General features: G+C 68.9%; 13 protein-coding genes. 8 read left to right on the plus strand and 5 right to left on the minus strand.

The features are described from left to right. Positions 1-21: 21 nt before the first annotated feature. Positions 22-1779, minus strand: a complete 1758-nt coding sequence (locus EZ313_RS19715; protein ID WP_135265019.1) for an IlvD/Edd family dehydratase — start codon at positions 1777-1779, stop codon at positions 22-24. 93 nt (positions 1780-1872) lie between these two features. On the opposite strand from EZ313_RS19715, the gene EZ313_RS19720 reads away from it, so the two are divergent. From EZ313_RS19720 to EZ313_RS19730, 3 genes are all read left to right on the plus strand, one after another. Next, on the plus strand, positions 1873-3126 hold the full coding sequence (locus EZ313_RS19720) for an MFS transporter (RefSeq protein ID WP_240788718.1): 1254 nt from the start codon (positions 1873-1875) through the stop codon (positions 3124-3126). A gap of 202 nt (positions 3127-3328) precedes the next feature. Next, positions 3329-6145 (plus strand): PAS domain S-box protein, encoded by a 2817-nt coding sequence (locus tag EZ313_RS19725; protein ID WP_135265020.1) that lies wholly within the window; start codon positions 3329-3331, stop codon positions 6143-6145. Between the two features lie 2 nt (positions 6146-6147). Beyond that, positions 6148-6783 carry a response regulator transcription factor gene (locus tag EZ313_RS19730; RefSeq protein WP_135265021.1) on the plus strand — a complete coding sequence of 212 codons (636 nt, stop codon included), beginning with the start codon at positions 6148-6150 and terminating at the stop codon, positions 6781-6783. Here EZ313_RS19730 and EZ313_RS19735 read toward each other — a convergent pair. Continuing rightward, a complete protein-coding gene (locus EZ313_RS19735; protein ID WP_167772675.1) occupies positions 6769-7185 on the minus strand; it encodes a response regulator in 417 nt (138 codons plus the stop codon). The two genes, EZ313_RS19730 and EZ313_RS19735, sit on opposite strands and share 15 nt — an antisense overlap. Beyond that, positions 7178-8206: a response regulator transcription factor gene (locus EZ313_RS23505; RefSeq protein ID WP_205960446.1), complete on the minus strand. Its 1029-nt coding sequence runs from the start codon at positions 8204-8206 to the stop codon at positions 7178-7180. Before EZ313_RS23505 ends, EZ313_RS19735 begins: the two co-directional genes overlap by 8 nt. A 769-nt stretch (positions 8207-8975) precedes the next feature. Here EZ313_RS23505 and EZ313_RS19745 point away from each other — a divergent pair. Further along, positions 8976-9158 (plus strand): hypothetical protein, encoded by a 183-nt coding sequence (locus EZ313_RS19745; protein WP_135265023.1) that lies wholly within the window; start codon positions 8976-8978, stop codon positions 9156-9158. A 97-nt stretch (positions 9159-9255) separates the two neighbouring features. Here EZ313_RS19745 and EZ313_RS19750 read toward each other — a convergent pair whose 3' ends face one another. After that, on the minus strand, positions 9256-9711 hold the full coding sequence (locus EZ313_RS19750) for a response regulator (protein WP_135265024.1): 456 nt from the start codon (positions 9709-9711) through the stop codon (positions 9256-9258). A 469-nt stretch (positions 9712-10180) separates the two neighbouring features. On the opposite strand from EZ313_RS19750, the gene EZ313_RS19755 reads away from it, so the two are divergent. Further along, positions 10181-13987 (plus strand): beta strand repeat-containing protein, encoded by a 3807-nt coding sequence (locus EZ313_RS19755; RefSeq protein ID WP_135265025.1) that lies wholly within the window; start codon positions 10181-10183, stop codon positions 13985-13987. A gap of 84 nt (positions 13988-14071) precedes the next feature. On the opposite strand, the gene EZ313_RS19760 is transcribed toward EZ313_RS19755, so the two are convergent. Then, complete coding sequence (locus tag EZ313_RS19760) at positions 14072-15001, minus strand: LysR substrate-binding domain-containing protein (RefSeq protein WP_135265026.1); 930 nt, start codon at positions 14999-15001, stop codon at positions 14072-14074. A 112-nt stretch (positions 15002-15113) separates the two neighbouring features. Between EZ313_RS19760 and EZ313_RS19765 the strand changes: the two genes are divergently transcribed. The 3 genes from EZ313_RS19765 to EZ313_RS19775 are packed head-to-tail and all read left to right on the plus strand — an operon-like array spanning position 15114 to position 17961. Then, complete coding sequence (locus EZ313_RS19765; RefSeq protein ID WP_135265027.1) at positions 15114-16007, plus strand: intradiol ring-cleavage dioxygenase; 894 nt, start codon at positions 15114-15116, stop codon at positions 16005-16007. Continuing rightward, positions 16004-16819 carry a citryl-CoA lyase gene (locus EZ313_RS19770; protein ID WP_135265028.1) on the plus strand — a complete coding sequence of 272 codons (816 nt, stop codon included), beginning with the start codon at positions 16004-16006 and terminating at the stop codon, positions 16817-16819. The genes EZ313_RS19765 and EZ313_RS19770 overlap by 4 nt, the downstream gene beginning before the upstream one ends. Then, positions 16816-17961, plus strand: a complete 1146-nt coding sequence (locus EZ313_RS19775) for a CaiB/BaiF CoA transferase family protein (protein ID WP_135265029.1) — start codon at positions 16816-16818, stop codon at positions 17959-17961. The genes EZ313_RS19770 and EZ313_RS19775 overlap by 4 nt, the downstream gene beginning before the upstream one ends. Positions 17962-17987 lie beyond the last annotated feature (26 nt).

The raw sequence follows: 17987 nt of genomic DNA on the forward strand, positions 1-17987 counted from the left end.
TCCAGCAGTGAGCCCCGGGTTCTACGTATTGGGGATCGTCCCGACAGGTTTCGGCGGCCGCAGAAAATCGAAATCGACACCTTCGTCTGCCTGCGTGACGGTGGCAAGGAAGAGCTTGCGGTAGCCGCGCTCGGCCGCCGGCGGGACCGGCGGCGCTTCCTGGGTGCGACGCGCGAGTACCTGTTCGCTCACGAGCAGCGTCAGTTCGCGGCGGGAGACGGACAGGCGGATGCGGTCTCCGGTGCGTACGTAGGCGAGCGGTCCGCCCACCGCAGCTTCCGGGACCACGTGCAGCACGATCGTGCCGAACGCCGTTCCGCTCATCCGGCCATCGGAGATGCGGACGATGTCCTTCACGCCGGCGCGGGCGAGCTTGCGCGGGATCGGGATGTATCCGGCCTCCGGCATGCCGGGGGCGCCCTTGGGCCCGATGTTCTTCAGGACCAGGATGTCGTCCGCGTTCACGTCGAGATCGTCGCCGTCGACGCGCTGGGCGAGGTCCGCCGCGTTCTCGAACACCACGGCCCGGCCCTCATGCTCCATCAGCCCAGGGTCGGCCGCGGACTGCTTGATGATGGCCCCGCCGGGCGCGAGGTTGCCCTGCAGCACCGCGATGCCACCCTGCGCGTAGACCGGGTTGTCCCTCGGACGCACGACATCCTGGCTGAACGGCGCCGGCGCACGGTCGAGCTCTTCGCCCAGCGTGCGGCCGGTCACCGTCATCGCGTCCAGGTGCAGCAGGGGCTTGAGTTCCCTCAGGAGCGTGGCCATGCCGCCGGCGGCGTGGAAGTCTTCCATGTAGTGCCGGCCGGAGGGCTTGAGGTCCACGAGCACCGGCGTCTCGCGTCCCATCCGGTCCAGCGCCTTGAGATCCACCTGAAGCCCCAGCCTGCCCGCAATCGCCGTCAGGTGCACGATGGCGTTGGTCGATCCGCCGATGGCGAGCAGCACTCGCATCGCGTTCTCGAACGCGTTGGCGGTGAGGATCCGGTCGATGCCGAGGTGGCTCCTGGCCATCTGCACCGCCACCGCGCCGGTCTCTTCGGCCACGCGCATCCGGTCGGCGGTCACCGCCGGGGGCGAGGCGCCGCCTGCCACCGTCATTCCCAAGGCTTCCGCAACGCACGCCATCGTGCTGGCCGTGCCCATCACCGAGCAGGTTCCCACGCTGGGCACCAGCTGGTCGTTGACGCCTCCGATCTCATCGTCGTCGATCTCGCCGGCACGGAAGCGCCCCCAGTAGCGGCGGCAGTCCGTGCATGCGCCGACGCGTTCGCCGCGGTGCGAACCAGTGAGCATGGATCCCGTGATCAGCTGCACCGCCGGGATGCCGGCCGAAGCGGCGCCCATCAGCTGCGCCGGCACGGTCTTGTCGCAGCCGCCGATCAGCACCACGGCGTCCATCGGCTGCGCCCGGATCATCTCCTCCGTGTCGATGGACATGAGGTTGCGCAGGTACATGCTGGTCGGATGGGCGAAGCTCTCGTGCAGCGAGATGGTCGGGAACTTCACCGGCAGGCCGCCGGCCAGCATGATCCCGCGCTGCACCGCCTCGAGCAGTTGCGGCATGTTGCCGTGGCACGGGTTGTAGCCGCTGCCGGTATCGGTGATGCCGATCACAGGCCTGTCCAGCGCGGTGTCGCTGTAGCCTGCCCCCTTGATGAAGGCCTTGCGCAGGAACAGGGAGAAACCGGCGTCACCGTAGCTGGTGAGCCCCTTGCGCATCCCGCTTGCTTCGCCGCCGGCGTGGCCCTGCAGCTTGTCTTGGTTCCGGCTCATTGGTCCGCCTTCTTTGACCCGCTTGGGGCTTGCTCATTCTGGAGCAAGTCACCGCGATCCGCAGCCATGGCCGGCATTGGCTATCCTGTGGCTGTGAGGCCTGACAGCTCGATGGAGAGGGACGTGGTGGGGGCCGCGGCGGTGGTCGCCACGGATGCGGTGACCGCATCGAGCCCCGGCCATGATCGACGCCTGGTCGGCTGGCTGTCGCTCGCGCAGCTGATCAGCTGGGGCAGCGTCTTCTACACGTTCGCCCTGCTGCTCGGTCCGGTGGAGCGCGAACTCGGGCTCACGCGCACGCAGTCGTCCTTCGCCTTCAGCCTCGCCCTGCTCGCGGAAGGCCTGCTGGCGTACCCGGTCGGGCGGTGGATCGACCGCGGCCACGAGCGCATCGTGATGACGGGCGGCACGCTGCTGATCGCCGCCGGCCTGACACTGCATGCCTTCGTGCAGTCCGCCGCCGGCTTCTTCGCCGCCTGGCTCCTGCTCGGCGCCGCGTTGGCCGCCACCCTCTACAACGCCGCCTTCTCGGTCGTGACGCGGCGTTTCCCGCGCGACTTCCGCCGCGCGATCATCACCATCACCTTCCTGGGCGGGCTGGCGAGCAGCGTCTTCATCCCGCTTTCCGCCGCGCTGATCTCCGCCTGGGGCTGGCGCGCCGCCTTGCTGGTGCTCGCCGGCATCCACCTGCTGGTCTGCCTGCCGATCCACGCGCTCGTCCTGCGAAACGCTCCGGCAGGTGCGGCATCCGCGCCCGGCGGCGGCCACTTTCCTCCCGCGCTCCTGCGCCACCCGGCGTTCCTGCTGATTGGCGTGTTCGTGGTGGGCATGATGGGGATCACCGCCGCGATCCCGCCGCACCTCGTCAGCCTGCTCCGCGAGAGCGGGCTCGCCGAAGCCTGGGTCATCGCGATCCCGGCCACCATCGGCGCGGTGCAGGTCCTGGGACGCGTGCTGCTGTTCTTCTTCGAAGGCCGCTTCGACCTGCACCTGGCCAACCGGCTCATTCCCATCCTGGTTCCTCTCGCCCTGGCGGCGCTGATCGCCGGCGCCGGTTCGCCGTGGGGCGGCGTGCTCTTCGTGCTGCTCTACGGACTGGGCAACGGCATGCTGACGATCGTCAAGGGAACGGCGATCGCCCAGTACGTCGACCGCGAGCATGTCGCGTCGCTCAATGGTGCGCTTGGCGTTCCCGTCGCGATCGCGCGGGCCTCGGCGCCCGTGCTCCTTGGCGTGATGTGGACGCACGATGCGGGCTATCGCTGGGGGCTGGGGATGCTGCTCGCGGTCGGCGTGCTGGCGTCGCTGGCGCTGGTGATGGCGCAGCGCCGTGCGCCGGTAGCCTAGTCCAGGCAACGGTGCGTGGCGCCGGAGGGGCTGGGCGGGCCGGCTTCGCTTGACTGCCTCCCGGAGGGGAATGCCATCATGACAGCCGCCGGCCTGCGACGCACAATGGAACGGCATTCCGTAGAGCCATCGGAGGCGCCCCGTGCCCTCGACAGGGAAGCAGGATTCATCGCCGCAGGCCCCAGGCCCCCATGCCGCACCGATGGGTTGGCCGAGACACCAGCCTGCCGACATCACCGGGCGCCAGCGCACCGGGGAGACGAGCCATGAACTCCAGGAACTGTGGCGTGTCGCCTTCGAGGCCAACCCGACGATGTACTTCATCGTCGACGAGGCCGGCGCCATCGTGTCGGTCAATCGCCTGGGAGCCCAGCAGCTCGGTTACGCGGTGGGCGAGCTCGTCGGGCAGCCGGTGCTGAATGTCTTCTTCGAGCCCGACCGCGCCATCGTCCAGAAGAACGCCGACAACTGCCTTCGACACCCCGGCCGATCGTTCCGGTGGGAAGCGCGCAAGGTGCGCAAGGACGGCACGATGCTCTGGGTACGCGAGACGGCCAATGCCGTCCTGCTGCCGGACAACCGGCCGGTTCTGCTGGTCGGCTGCGAGGACGTGACCGAGCGCAAGCACGCCGAGCAGGCGCTGCGGGACAGCGAGGAGCGCTTCCGCACGCTGGTCGAGTTCTCATTCGACGTCTACTGGGAATCCGACGCGCAGCATCGCTTCACGAGGCAGGAATACGGCCCGGAGCTGGCGGACGCGCCGGCCCGCCGCTCCGAGCTCGGCAAGACGCGCTGGGAAGTGCCGTACCTCGAGCCGGACGAGGAGGCCTGGCGCAGGCACCGGGCAACGCTCGACGCCCACCTGCCGTTCCGTGATTTCGAGCTCGCGCGCCCGACGCCCGACGGCGGCAAGCGTTACGTGTCGGTCTCCGGCCTGCCCGTGTTCGACGAGACCGGCGCCTTCGTCGGTTACCGCGGCGTCGGCCGGCACATCACCGAAAGCAAGCTCGCTGAACAGGCGCTGCGCCAGCGCGAGAAGGAGCTGCGCGAGATCGTCGAGACCATGCCGGCCATGGTCTTCGTCGCCGACGCGAGCGGGCGCAACTCCATGGGCAACCGGCGTTGGCTCGAATACGCCGGGCTGGCCCCGGGGGCCGTCGGTTCGCCGGCCCCCGTGCATCCGGACGACGATGCGCGCTACAGGGCCGCGCGCGCCCACAGCATCGCGACGGGCGAGCCCTTCGAGCAGGAGGTGCGGCTTCGTCGCTTCGACGGCGAGTACCGCTGGTTCCTCAGCCGTGCCGTGCCGCTGCGCGATGACCAGGGCCGGATCCTGAAGTGGTACGGCGTCCTCACGGATATCCACGACCGCAAGGTGGCCGAGGAAGAACGCGCCGCCCATGTGTGGTTCCTGGAACGCATGGACCGCATCAACCGCGCGATGCAGGGCACGAACGATCTCGAGCAGATGACGAGCGACGTGCTGGACGCGGTGCTGGAAGTCTTCGGGTGCGATCGCGCCTGGCTGGTCTACCCGTGCGACCCCGGGGCACCGTCCTGGAAGGCGGTGATGGAGCACACGCGGCCGCAATTCTCCGGTGCGTTCGCCCTGGGCGCCGACGTGCCGCTCAGCCCGGATACCGCCAGCACTTTCCGCGCCGCACTCGCCGCGGAGGGCGCCGCCTTGGTGTTCGACCCGCACGGCCTGCAGGTGACCGCATCCGCCGAGCGCTTCGGCGTTCTCTCCCAGGTGGCCACGGTGGTGCGGCCCAGGGTCGACCGGCCCTACCTCTTCGGCCTGCACCAGTGCTCGCACGCGCGTGTGTGGAGCGAGCCGGAGAAGCGCCTGGTCGAGGAGATCGGCCGCCGCCTGGAGGATGTGCTCACCAGCCTGCTCATCTTCCGCAGCCTGCGCGAGAGCGAACGCAAACTGGAGGAGGCCCAGCGCATCGGGCGCATGGGCTACTTCGAATACGACCTCGGCACCCAGAGCCTGACGCTCTCGGACGAGGCCTGCCGGATCTACGGCGTCGAGCAGCACCAGTTGTCGTCCTGGCAGGGGCGGGTCCTCGAGCTCGTGCACGCCGAGGACCGCGACACGCTGACCGGGGCGATCGCGGCTGCCGCCGGGCGCAACGGGCGGTTCGCCGTCGAGTTCCGCGCCCTTCGCCCGGACGGGGAGGTGCGGATCGTGCACAGCCGCGGCGAGGCGACCGGGGACGCGGCGCAGGGGCTGCGCGCGTTCGGGACGCTGCAGGACATCACGCAGCTGCGGAACGCGCAAGAGGCGCTGCGTGACGCCGAGGCGGCGCTCGCGCGCGCCAACCGCGTCACGACCCTCGGGGTGCTCGCCGCCTCCATCGCGCACGAGGTGAACCAGCCGCTGGGCGCCATCACGACCAGCGCTGCCTCGTGCGCGCGTTGGCTGGCGGCCGAGCCGCCGCAGATGGAGAAGGCGCGGTCGGCGCTCCAGCGCATCGGCGCCGACGGCAAGCGGGCAGCCCACGTCGTCGACCGCATTCGCGCCCTGGTGAACCGCCAGGCGCCGCGCACGGCCCGCCTCGATCTCGGCGAGGCGATCCTTGAAGTGGTCGCGCTGACGCGCAACGAAGTGCGGCGCAACGCCATCGTGCTGGACACGTCGCTGGCGCCCGACGTGCCGCCCATCGAGGGGGACCGGGTGCAGCTGCAGCAGGTGGTGCTGAACCTCATCGTCAATGCCGTCGAGGCGATGAGCGGCAGCGGCCCGGCAACCCGTGAGCTGGCGATCGCCTCCAGCTGGGACGGCGCGAACACCGTGACGGTCGAGGTGCGCGACTCGGGGCCGGGCGTCGACCCCGACCGGGCCGACCGGCTCTTCGAGCCGTTCTACACCAGCAAGGCGGACGGGATCGGGATGGGCCTGTCGATCAGCCGTTCCATCATCGAAGCCCACGGCGGGTGGCTCTCGGTGACGCCCAACCTGCCGAGCGGCGCCGTGTTCCGGTTCTCGTTGCCCGTGGACCCGCCGGTGTCCTGAGGATGCGAGTGGACCGGCCCGTCGTCTACGTGGTCGAGGACGACCCGTCGATGAGGGAGGCCGTCCAGGACCTGATCGCCTCGGTGGGCCTGGAGGCCCGCGGGTTCGCGTCGCCCCGGGAGTTCCTCCAATCGAGCCGCCCCGACGTGCCCGGCTGCCTGGTCCTGGACGTTCGCCTGCCAGGGTCCAGCGGGCTCGCCTTCCAGCAGGAACTGGCACGCGCCGGCGTCCTGCTGCCCGTCATCTTCATCACCGGCCACGGCGACATCCCGATGTCGGTGCGCGCCATCAAGGCGGGGGCGGTGGAGTTCCTCACCAAGCCTTTTCGCGACCAGGAACTGCTCGATTCGGTGCATGCCGCCATCGAGCGCGACCGTGCGCTGCGGCAGGATGCCGCAGCCCTGGAGGACCTGCGGCAACGCTTCGCCACCCTGACGCCGCGCGAGCGGGAGATCATGGCGCTGGTGATCGTCGGGCGCATGAACAAGCAGATCGCAGGCGAGCTCGGCGTGAGCGAAGTGACCGTCAAGGTCCACCGGGGGCAGATCATGCGCAAGATGCGGGCGAAGTCGCTGCCCGAGCTCGTTCGCATGGGCGACATGCTGCGCCTGGGCGGCACGTGGTCACCGTCCACCTGAGCCGGACCTTGCCTTCGCCGCCGGGCCCACCCGTCGCAGTGCGGCCTTGAGCACCTCGAGCGGGACGGGCTTGGTCAGGTGGACGGAGAAGCCCAGGTCGGATGTGCGACTGCGGGTGCCGGCATCGTCCCACGCCGTACAGGCGATCAGCAGCGGTGCAGGCCAGAGCTGTCTCAGCACGGCGGCCGCCTGGAACCCGTCCATGATGGGCATGCCCAGGTCGAGCATGACCGCGTCGTAGCGCTCGCGGCTCGCTTCCCGGACGGCCTCCAGCCCGTTGTGGGCCGTGCGGGTGCGGTGCCCCTCGAGTTCGAGCAGGATCGACAGGGCGGTCGCGGCGTCGCGGTTGTCGTCCACCACCAGGATGCGCAAGGCGCCGGGGTGCTGGCCGTCCTCAGGCATGCGCCACTCCCATGCTGCGAGCCGAACCCCGGCCGACCCAGAGCTCGGCGGCAAGCACCGCTTGCACGTGCAGGGCCTGGAGCCTCGTGTAGAGCTGCTCCAGGAGGTGCAGGGTGCGAAGTTCCGGGAACCACGACGCCAGCGTCTGCAGCTCGGCCAGCACGGCATCCCAGTCGAATGGCTGCCGGGTGCGGTGTTGCGCCAGGACGCTGCGGCAATGCTCCAGCACCTGACCCGCGCCCCCGCTGCGCTCCTTGGCCAGCATTTCCTCGATGTCGTACTTCCAGCGTGCCTGCTCCAGGGCCTTGTCGCACGACAGGAAACCCGAATCGGCCAGCGCCTGCGCGAAGGCCTCATCCAGCGCCGGCGTCCCGATCACGGCGCGCAGCACTCCGGTGGTCGATTGCGGCCCGGGCGGAATGAGCCGCGTGCGCTTGACCAGCCGCGGGACCGACCACGCCATCTCCGGTGTGATGGGCAGGACGGCCGTAGCGGCCGCAAGCGTCGTGTGCACGGCGCGCAACTGCTCGGCGCCGTCGACTTCGCACGGTGAAGGCATTGAACACTCCTCGCTCGGAAGGGTCGGGGATCCAGGCTCGCCGTCACGGCGCCCGTGTGGCGGCGGAAACCTGCCCTCGATCGCCACGGACGGGCTCCGCTGCGCCGCCAGGCCGATGCAGTCGAGCAGTTCGTCGCCGGCGAACGGCTTGGTGAGATAGGCGATCACGCCCGCCTTGAGGGCGCGCCTGCGGGTGGCCTCGTCCGGGTACGCCGTGATGAGGATGGTGGACACGCTGCCCCCGGATGCCGCGACGTGCTCGTGCAGCGCCAGCCCGCTCATCCCCGGCATGCGCATGTCCGCGACCACGCAGGCGACGCGATCCAGATGGCCCGAGTCGAGCAATTGCTGCGCAGACACGAACGTTTCGGCGTCCAGGCCCGCCGACGCGAGCAGGTCCTGTGTGGTGTCGCGGATGGACGGGTCATCGTCCACGATCGCGACGAGTGCGCTTTGCGGCATCCGTGATCCCCTTCGTGTCTCGGTTTGGAGACTACGCGTGACGGGGTCGGACAGCCATTGTGCGTGCGTCGATCGAGACTGCACGCATGGAAGCTCCGGTTGGACGGGGGAATGAGTCGCCTACGACCTTGGTATAGGTGGCGAGCGAAGCGCCTCAGGTGAGGTTCGCGAAGTTGAATGCGGCGCTTGCTGCCGGCTGCTGCCTGTTTCAGCCTCGAGATCTCCTGCATCCCCGCTGGGCTCGTGCGGTGCAGGGGTGCAGTTCGTCAGCCGGAGAATCGATGTGCCTGCTGCGCCTTACGCGCTCGCAGCACCTTTGACCACGCCATGCATCAACTTATGAGGTGAACAATCGCTTGACCGATGGGGCCATGTGAAGCTGCGATCCTCGCTCAAAGAGAGCCACTCTGGAGAAGAAGCGAGGGCCGGAGTCGGCGCGCCCAGGACCGGGCGAGCGACGCCTCTGTCGGCGCAGGCTGCAAATGCCTTCGAAAAGCTCAAATGGATCGACGGCGATCTTGCCGAGCAGTATGAAAAGACCCGTGGGGAACGGCGCAAACGCAGCCGCTAGCGCCGCGCCGGCTTGCGGGCGACAAACCCGGGCTGAACGCGCCCTTACAGGTTCGAGTGTCCGTTACGGGCATGGACGAGCAGCCCCGTGGAGACTTCCTACGTCCTAGTCAGCGACGGACTACATCTGTAGGAGCGGCCTGGGTCATCAGGGAGCTCCATGAAACCGAACGCACTACGGACCATCCAGAAGCTGAGCATGCAGGACGTCCTGCGCTTTGCGAACGACCCTCGCCTGTATCGCGTGATAGCCCTTGAGCAGTTACTTGGCGGGCGCTGGAAAGTGATGCTCCGCTCCTTCGATGAGGCGGCCAGCAAGACGCTTGTGCGGTGTGGGACCGACCAGGTTTTTGTAGTGCCGGGCGGGGCTCTCTTGCATTGAGCGGGAGGACAGCGGCTTGCGCCACTGTCGAAGGGGCGGATGCAGTCAGGCCCTACCTTGAACAGGAGCGCAAAGACCGGATTGCGCAGAGCGCCTCTCAGTCCCGGGAAGGATGCCCCACCGGGCGTGCTTCTCCCGGGTGCAGCGACTCGTGACGGCTGCGCTCGTCGTCTTGCACGCACCTGCGGTAGATCGCCTCCGCAACGCGGCGCATCAGGCCTGCGGGCTCACAAGGTTTCCTGAAGTAGCCGTCGAACCCTGCGGCCACGCATGAATCTTCCATGCCTTCGGTTCCCCAGCCCGAAACCGCGAAGACGGCAGGCTGAGCGGAGCCAGCGTCGGTGCGGATGGACGCCAGCACCTTGTAGCCGTCTTCTCCAGGCATCGCGAGGTCCAGCAGGATCACGGGAGGCCGCACCTCGTGCGCGACGTCCACCGCTGACCGGCCATCGCGCGCAGTAAGGACATCGAATCCCTCCGCCTCGAACAACATTGCCAGGGTGTCGGTGAAATCCCGGTCATCGTCCACCAGCAGGACAGTGCGCGCGCCCATAGAACCCCCCACCTCGTGGCGCAACAATATGTGACGACCAGGCAAGCGCTCTAGGGGTATGCGCGAAATGTTCGGACGTCCAGTGTTTGGGATGGTGTCATCAGCCAAGGCCTTGCTTCGAAGTCCCCGCGCATGTGGCGAACTTTGCGATGGTGCCGCATCGCCCGGGTGAATTGACCCACCGACCGCGGCAGATCACCCACCCCGGAACCGATTTGCGGAGGTTCCTCACTCGGAGTCCGCGTGCCGCTCACCGGGCGTGCTTCTTGCGTTGATTGCACCCGGCCCGGTTGCGACCAACAGCGGCTGAGGGCAGGGCGCAGCCAACCAACCCAGCAAGCGGCCGGCCCCCTCCGACTACCCAGACCTGCTCGGCGGAAGGGCGAATCTTTCGCGCGCCAGGAGTGCCAGAATCGCGACGACCGGCGACAGAACCGGGCGAGCGGGCGGAGATGTCCAGGAGAACCCAATGATCTCCAGAGACGCCATGAAGAGGTCCTCGATCGAGAGGGCCTTCACCGCGATTGCCCTGGCGCTGATGCGGTGGCGCTTGTCGCCCTTCACGACAGTGAAGCGTGCGAGGTGGCCTGGCGCCTTGCGGCAGGTCGCTGCTCTCTTCATCATCGTTCTCGGCCTCGCCGCCGGCGGCATGGCCGCTGCCGCGCCGCCTGCGCCAACTCCTCTCGGACCGGTCAACGGCGCGAACGTCACGGTGCCGGCCACCATGTCCTGGTCGGCCGTCACCGACCCGAGCGGCGCTGCCATCGCGGGCTACAACTGGAGAGTCAGTGCCTCGCCGAGCATGACGCCCTTGGTCTTCGCGGACTCGACGAACGGAACGACCACGCAGGACACCCTGAGCGGCCTCTCGCCCGGTTCGTATTTCTGGCAGGTCCAGGCGGCCGGCAGCGCGGGCGAATCGAGCGCGTGGTCGCCGGCGCAAAGCTTCAACGTCACCGGCGCCGGCCCCGGCACGCCGGGCACGCCCGTGCTTGCGCCCACGCGCGGGTATTCGACCTTCCATCCGTGGGAGAGCGTGCATTTCAGCTGGAGCGCCGTTCCAGGTGCGCCGACCTACCGCCTCGAGGTCTCGAGCGACCCCAGCTTCCCGCTGGGCACCCCGGGCGTCGTGACGTTCTGGAACGAGAACATCCGCGCGACCACCGACGGCTTCGTGCACCACCCCAGCCTGGGTGAAGGCACCTTCTATGCACGCGTGTTCGCCACCGACTCGGATTTCGTCGGGGGCATCCGCAGCCTGCCTTCCAACGTCATCCAGTACACGGTGTTCTACAACAACCCCATCGGGCCGCCGCCGGTGCTGGTGTCTCCCGTGAATGGGGAGACGCTGACGCTTCCGGTGACGCTCCGTTGGGAGCATGTCCCCAACCCGCAGGCCTCGGGCTACGTCTGGGAAGTCGCCACCGACGCGACGTTCTCGAACATCGAGGCGTTCTACAACCAGTCCACCGAGCCGTTCGCCGTCCTGCCGCCGCTCACGCCCGGACCCAAGTTCTGGCGCGTGCTCTCGCAGCATGGCCTGTCTTCGTTCGATCCACGCACGGGCGCCTCGACCAACGCCAACACAGAATGGTCCGCGACGGGACGATTCACGGTCAGCGCCGCGCCGGCTGTGCCGGTGGCGATCACGACCGTGGGCGGCGCCCTGCCGCAGTCGGTCTACGGCGGCCCCGGCCGCCATGTCGGTGTGCAGCTCAGTGGCGTGGCCCCGGCGGGCGGGGCGGCGGTCGCCATGACCAGCTCGAACCCGGCCTTGGTGCCGGTGCCGGCGACACTCACGGTGGCGGCTGGCTTCGCCGAGAACAGTGTTGCGATCCCCATCGGGCAGGTGACAGCCCCCACGGCGGTGGTGCTGACGGCGACGTTCAATGGCGCATCCATATCGCGCCAGCTGACCGTGCTGCCGCCGACACTCAACGACGATCCGTTCCAGGCGAACCCGACACGCGCCACGGGCGGAGCAGCGATGTTCGGCTATGTGGACCTGGAGGGCGGCGCCTTCCCCGGCGTTGCGCCGGCGGGAGGATTCATCGTGAACCTCTCGACCAACTCTCCGGCTGCGATCGTCCCCAACGCGGTCACGATTCCCGCGGGCTCCGTCGGCGTCGGGTTCCCCATCCAGACGAGCCCGGTGCCGACGAGCACGGTGGTCACCATCACAGCGAGCGCGGGAGGCGTGACGACGCAGTGGCCGATCACGCTGGAAGCAGCCGCTGCGCCCACGTCGTTCTTCGTCAGGCCGATGTCGACGACAAGTGGCTCCCAGGGCGTCGTCACCGCCGCGGAGGGGACAGGATTCGACCAGATCCTGCAGGTGACGAGCAGCAACCCGGCGCTGGCGCAGGTGCCCAGCGTCGTGACGGTCTTCGCCGGGAGCGGTGTCGGCTTCTTCGACATCACGACCACCCCGGTCACCGCGCAATCCATCGTGACGATCTCGGTGTCCGGAGGGGGCGTGACCCGGTCCGCTGCGCTGACGCTGCATCCGGCCTTGCCTGCGCTGACGTCGCTCACGGTGAATCCGACCACTGTCGCAGGAGGCGCTACCGCGACCGGCACCGTCCGGCTGGCGAGCGCCGCACCTGCGGGCGGGGTCGCGATCAACCTGGGGAGCAATCTTCCCCGCGCGGCCAGCGTGCCGGCGAGCGTCACCGTCCCCGCGGGTGCCACCAGCGCCACTTTCACGGTGACGACCTTCCCCAGCGCCCTGACGACCGTTCAGCTCACGGCCGCCCTCAACAACGTGTTCCAGTCCGCGGCGATCACCGTCGGCCCGTCGGCCCCGCCGCCGGGGCCGACGCTCTCGGCAGTGAGCCTCACCCCGACGAGCGTCGCGGGCGGTACGGCTTCGACCGGCAGGGTGACCCTGAGCGGCGCCGCGCCGAGCGGCGGAGCGGTGGTGACGCTCTCGGACGATTCGGCCGCGACCGCCGTGCCGTCCAGTGTCACCGTCCCCGCGGGAGCCAGCAGCGCCAGTTTCACCGTCACGACGTCGCCGGTGACGGCCGCGACCGCGGCGAGCATCTCCGCGGTCTTCGGCGGCGTGACGCGTACTGCGGCGCTCACGGTGAATGCCCCGACGTCACCACCGCCGCCGGAGGCGCCGTCCGCGCCTTCCGCGCCGACGCTGCTCTCTCCGGCCGCCGACGCAAGACCAGCGCAACCCGTCACTTTCGACTGGAGCGACGTCGCCAACGCGACCAGCTACGAGATCCAGGTCGATGATTCCTCGACCATGACGGCCCCGTTCAGGGCGAGCCGGGTGGTCAACGTTTCGCAGGCGACCATCGAAGGCCTGCCCGCGCAACGCCTGTGGTGGCGCGTGCGGGCGCAGAACTCGGCGGGTGTGTTCGGTCCGTTCTCGAGCGCGCGGCGCTTCGAGCCGCGGGCGGCTACGGCTCCCGCAGCAGCGAGCCTGTCGTCGGTGTCGGTGAACCCCGCGAGCGTGGTGGGCCCGGCCTCTTCGACCGGCACTGCGAGCTTGACTGCGCCGGCACCCTCGGGCGGTGTGGTCGTGGCCCTGGCCAGCAGCAACCCGGCAGTGGCCGCCGTTCCCGCCAGCGTCACCGTGCCGGCGGGTGCGACCAGCGCCAGCTTCGCCGTGACCACCAGCGCGGTTGCCGCGAACACCGGCGTGACGCTCACGGGGACCTACAACGGCACGAGCCGGACGGCCTCGCTCACGGTGACGCCGGCGGCCGCGCCACCGCCACCCGCGAGCCTCGCTACCTTGGCCTTGAACCCCGGCAACGTGACCGGCGGTGGGACCTCGCAGGCGAGCGTGACGTTGACAGGCCCGGCACCGGCCGGCGGAGCGGTGGTGGCGCTTTCCGACAACTCGACCGCGGCGGCGGTGCCGGCGAGCGTCACCGTGCCTGCCGGCGCCAGCAGCGCCAGTTTCACCGTCACGACGAGCCCGGTCACGGCCGCGACTGCGGCGACGATCTCCGCAGTGTTGGGCGCCGTCACCAGGACGGCGGTGCTCACGGTCAACCCGCCCGGCACCAATGCGGCCTTGACGGTGAGTGCGAGCGGACGCAGCGGAGAACGGATCACATCTAGCCCTGCGGGCATCAGTGTCACCGTCGGCAGCAGCGGCTCGGCCTCCTTTGCCACCGGAACGTCGATCACGCTGAACGCATCGAACGGCCGCGATGTGATCTGGTCGGGTGCATGCTCCAGCGGCGGCAACAAGACCAGGACCTGCACGTTGACGATCAATGGCAATGCCTCTGTCAGCGCCAACGTGCAGTAAGCCGCATCCTGGGAACCTCACTGCCGCTTGCCTGGTGCCTTGTGGCAGGAGCATCCATTCGGTCGACGTGTCGCGCAGCGACGCCTACACCGCCGCGTCCGCGCGCCGCTCCCGGATCGCACCCCCGTTCAGACTCCGCCCCAGCGCCAGCTTGCGAATGCAAGCCGCGAACGACCGCACGGCCGGCGGCTGTTTCGCGTCGCGCTTCCACAGCATCCCGGGCGTGCGCACCGGCGTCGGACTCTCCAGCGGCACGATGCGCACGTCTTCCCGCGGCGTGACGGCGTGGCTGGAGACGATCGTCGCCAGCTGCGTGCGGGCCACGATGCCGATCATGGGCGCGATCGCATTCATCTCCGCCGCCACCACCGGTTCCGCGCCGGCCGCGCGGAAGCATTCCTCCAGCATCGTGCGGGTCGCGAAGGCATGGGGCAGCAGCACCAGGTTCTGCCGGTGCAGTTCCACCATCCGCACGCGCCGGCGCTGGGCCAGCGGGTGTGAGGGCGCAACGACGAGGACCATCTCCTCGGTGTAGAGCGGCTCGAACCACAGGTGCGTGGGATCGGCGGGCTGGTAGGCGATGCCGACATCGAGTGTGGAGTCGATCAGCCGCTGGCCGATGGCATTGGCGGCGAGTTCCTCCACCGTCACCTTCACCGTGGGATTGCGCTGCAGGAACATCGCCAGGCACTCGGGGACGAAGGTGATGTTGAACGTCCCCGTGGCGCCGATGCGTACCTCGCCCGTGAGTTCATCGCCGGCGCGCATCAGGTGCGACAGGCCGTCGTCCACTTCGCGCAGCGCCTTGGACGCGTAGCCCAGGAAGCTCTCGCCGGCCTGCGTGAGCACCACGCGCTTGCCGATCCGCTCGAACAGCGGCTGGCCGACTTCGTCCTCGAGCTGTTTGATCTGGTGCGAAAGCGTCGACTGCGTTACATGCATCCGCTCGGCCGCGCGGGTGAACGACAGGCACTCGGCCAGAGACACGAAGTAGCGCAGGTGGCGCAGTTCCATAGGGTTTACCCCGGCGAATGATCGACGGCATCGATCCAAACCATCGAAATTCTTCACTACTTCCCGGTACTGTCAATCGATAGAGTCCCGGCAAGCCCAACGGAGGTGACCCATGGCCCAACTGGAATACGACACCCTCAGCATCACCGACGCGGTGATCGGCCGGCTGGCCGAGTGCCGGGACCCGCGCTTCAAGGAGGTGATGACCTCCCTCATCAAGCACCTGCATGCCTTCGCCCGCGACGTCGACCTCAAGGGCGACGAGTGGATCAAGGCCATCGAGTTCCTCACCGCCTGCGGCAAGGCCTGCGACGACAAGCGCCAGGAGTTCATCCTGCTGTCGGACACGCTGGGGCTGTCGATGCTCGTGGTCGCCCTCGAGCACGCGCGCGCGCTCAAGGGCCGCACCGGCGCGACTCCGCCGACCGACGCCACCGTGCAGGGACCGTTCTACTGGGAAGGCGCGCCTGAGCTGCCGCTGGGCGCCGACATCGCCGAAGGCGTGTCGGGCGAGCCGGCCCTCTACAGCGGCCGCGTGACCGACCTGGAAGGCAAGCCGCTCAAGGGCGCACTGCTGGACATCTGGTCGGGCGACGGCGAAGGCGTGTACGACATGCAGCGCGACGACTCGCCCATGCGAGCCCGCGCCCGCATCCGCACCGACGACCAGGGCCGCTACTGGTTCTGGTCGATCCGCCCGACCTATTACCCGGTGCCGGACGACGGCCCGGTGGGCGACATGCTGCGCAAGATGGGCCGCCATCCGAACCGCCCCGGCCACATCCACATGATGGTCTCGGCGCCCGGGCACAAGAAGCTGGTCACGCACCTGTTCGTCAAGGACAGCCCCTACCTCGACTCCGACGCGGTGTTCGGCGTGCGCGAGAGCCTGGTGGTCGACTTCGAGAAGAAGGAGCCGGGCACGGCCATGGACGGGCGCAAGATGAACAAGCCCTACCACGTCGCCCACTACGACTTCCGCCTGATTCCGCAGGGCGCGGCATGAGTTCATCGATCAACAAGATCGGCAAGTCGACCGTGCCGCGCACGGCGATCAGCACGTCGGACGAACACAGCATCACGGTGCGCGGCGAAGACCTGTGCCGCGACCTGATCGGACGCATCTCCTTCACCGACTATTTCAGCCTGCTGGTCACGGGCAAGCGGCCCTCGCAAGCCGATGCGATGGTGCTCGATGCGACGCTGGTCGCGATCGCGGAGCATGGCCTCGTGCCCAGCGTACAGGCCAGCCGCATGACGTATGCGGCGGCGCCCGATGCGCTGCAAGGCGCGGTGGCGGCGGGCATCCTGGGCTGCGGCAGCGTGATCCTCGGCGCCTCGGAAACGGCGGGCAGGCTGTTCACCGAGGTCGACGAAGCCGCCAAGGGCAAGGACCTCGCCGCGGCCGCGCGCGAAGTGGTTCGGCGCTGGCGCGAAGCGAAGCAGCCCATCCCGGGCTACGGCCATCCGCTGCACAAGGAGCGCGATCCGCGCGTGGCCCGCCTGTTCGAGGTGGCGAAGCAGGCGGGCAGCAGCCTGCGCTTCGTCGAGATCGCCGAAGCGGTGGAGAAGGTGATCCCCGAAATCGTCGGCAAGGACCTGCGCCTGAACGTCTCGGCCGCCATTCCGGCCGTGCTGCTGGGCACCAACTTCCCGCTGCGCGCGCTGCGCGGCGTGCCGATCCTCGCCCGCTGCGCGGGGCTGATCGCGCACCTCACCGAGGAAGCCGTCAACCCGAGCGGATTCGCGCTCTCGTACCAGGCCACGCGCGAGCTGGTGTACGAAGGCGAGCCGCCGGCGAAGGAGGCCGCGAAGTGATCGAAGTCCTGAAGGACGTGCGCGTGCTCGAACAGGGCACCTTCATCACCGGCCCCGCCTGCGGCATGCTGCTGGGCGACCTGGGCGCGGACGTCATCAAGGTGGAACAGCCCGGCAGCGGCGACCCGTTCCGCGCGTTCAAGGGCGGCCTCTACAGCCCGCATTTCCAGACCTACAACCGCAACAAGCGCAGCATCACGCTCAACACCAAGCAGCAGGCCGACCGCGAGCGCCTGTACGAGCTGGTGAAGACCGCCGACGTCTACATCCAGAATTTCCGGCCCGGCGTGGCGGAGGAGCTCGGCGTGGGCGAGAAGCAGCTGCGCGCGATCAACCCGCGCCTGGTCTACTGCTCGATCAGCGGCTTCGGCCCGGACGGCCCGTCGGCTTCGCGTCCCAGCTACGACACGGTGGCGCAGGCGGCGAGCGGCTATCTCAAGCTGCTGGTCAACCCCGCCAATCCGCGCGTCGTCGGCCCGGCCATCGCCGATGCGGTGACCGGTTTCTATGCCGCCTATGGCGTGCTCGGCGCGCTGTACGAGCGCTCGCGCACCGGCCGCGGCCGCAAGGTCGAGGTGTCGATGCTGGAGGCGATGTCGCACTGGAACCTGGACGCGTTCACCCACTACTACTCGGCGGGCGAGGTGATGGGGCCATTCAGCCGGCCGCGCGTGTCGCAGTCGTACGTGATGGAGTGCAAGGACGGCAAGTGGGTGGCGCTGCACATGTCCTCGCCGGAGAAGTTCTGGCAAGGGTTGGCCAACGCCATCGAGCGGCCGGACATGTTCCAGGACCCGCGCTTCGCCACGCGCGAGGCGCGCATCCAGAACCAGGAAGCCATCATCGAGCTGCTCTCGGGCATCTTCGCCAGGCGCACGCGCACGGAATGGTGCAACCGCCTGCTGGCCGAGGACGTGCCGCATGCGCCCATGTACGACACCGACGAAGCGCTGGAGGACCCGCAGGCCAGGCACCTGCAGTTGCTGGTGCAGGCCACGCATCCGACCATGGGCGACTTTCGCACCGTGCGCCCGCCCGTGAGCTACGACGGCGAGCGGTCGCTGTCCGTGCGCCCGCCGCCGACGCTGGGCGAGCACAACGGCGAGATCGAGGCCATGCTCCGCGAGAGGAGCGCGGCATGACGCCGTCCGCAAGCTTTTGACCTGGA

This window comes from Ramlibacter henchirensis (genome assembly GCF_004682015.1).
Taxonomy (GTDB): Bacteria; Pseudomonadota; Gammaproteobacteria; order Burkholderiales; family Burkholderiaceae_C; genus Ramlibacter; species Ramlibacter henchirensis.